Source organism: Caballeronia sp. M23-90 (genome assembly GCF_053574605.1).
Genome location: NZ_JBSIPA010000891.1, coordinates 1 through 960, shown reverse-complemented (window position 1 = coordinate 960; position 960 = coordinate 1). Strand labels below are relative to the sequence as shown.

The window sequence follows — 960 nt, the reverse complement described above, 5'->3', positions numbered from 1 at the left end:
TGCCGGGCAATGGCGAGACCGTGGGCGCGGCGCTTGTCGCCGATCCACGCACGCGCGCTGTGATGTTCACGGGTTCAACGGACGTTGCACGGCTCATCAACAAGACTCTGTCCGAACGCCTCGATCCCGACGGCCGTCCGATCCCGCTGATCGCGGAAACGGGCGGACAGAACGCGATGATCGTCGATTCGTCGGCGCTCGCCGAGCAAGTGGTTGCGGACGTATTGCAATCGTCCTTCGATTCCGCCGGCCAACGCTGTTCCGCACTGCGCGTTCTTTGCCTTCAGGACGACGTCGCCGACCGTACGCTCGAAATGCTCACGGGCGCCATGCAGCAACTCGCAATGGGCAACCCGGACCGCTTGTCCACGGACGTGGGCCCGGTCATCGACGCAGAAGCCAAGCAAAGCATCGACGGGCACGTTGCATCGATGCGCGAGAAAGGCCGCAACGTCGTGCAATTGCCGACGCCCGATGGTTGCGCGCAGGGCACGTTTGTCCCGCCGACGTTGATCGAACTGGATTCAATCGATGAACTCAAGCGCGAAGTCTTCGGCCCTGTGCTGCACGTGGTTCGGTATCGGCGCGCGCAACTTGATAAACTGCTCGACCAGATCAAGGCGACCGGTTACGGGCTGACGCTGGGAATCCATACGCGTATCGATGAAACCATCGCGCACGTTGTCAGCCGCGCTCATGTTGGCAACATCTATGTAAACCGGAACGTGATTGGCGCCGTGGTCGGCGTGCAGCCGTTCGGCGGCGAAGGTTTGTCGGGCACGGGACCGAAAGCGGGTGGTGCGCTTTACTTGCAGCGTCTTCTTGCCAAGCGTCCTACCGGTTTGCCGAAGTCGCTGGAAAGCGCGTTGGTCGTCGATCAGACGGCCGCGAACGATACGCCTTCCGCGCTCACCGCATTGCGCGACTGGGCCATCGCCGAGCGCGATCCGCAAACCGCCA

Annotated in this window: 1 protein-coding gene; it reads left to right on the top strand. The window is 62.5% G+C overall.

The annotated features are described in order from the left end of the window. Window positions 1-960 (top strand): aldehyde dehydrogenase family protein (locus tag ACRXB1_RS36790; RefSeq protein WP_449494871.1); only part of this gene is annotated, 960 nt, incomplete at both ends.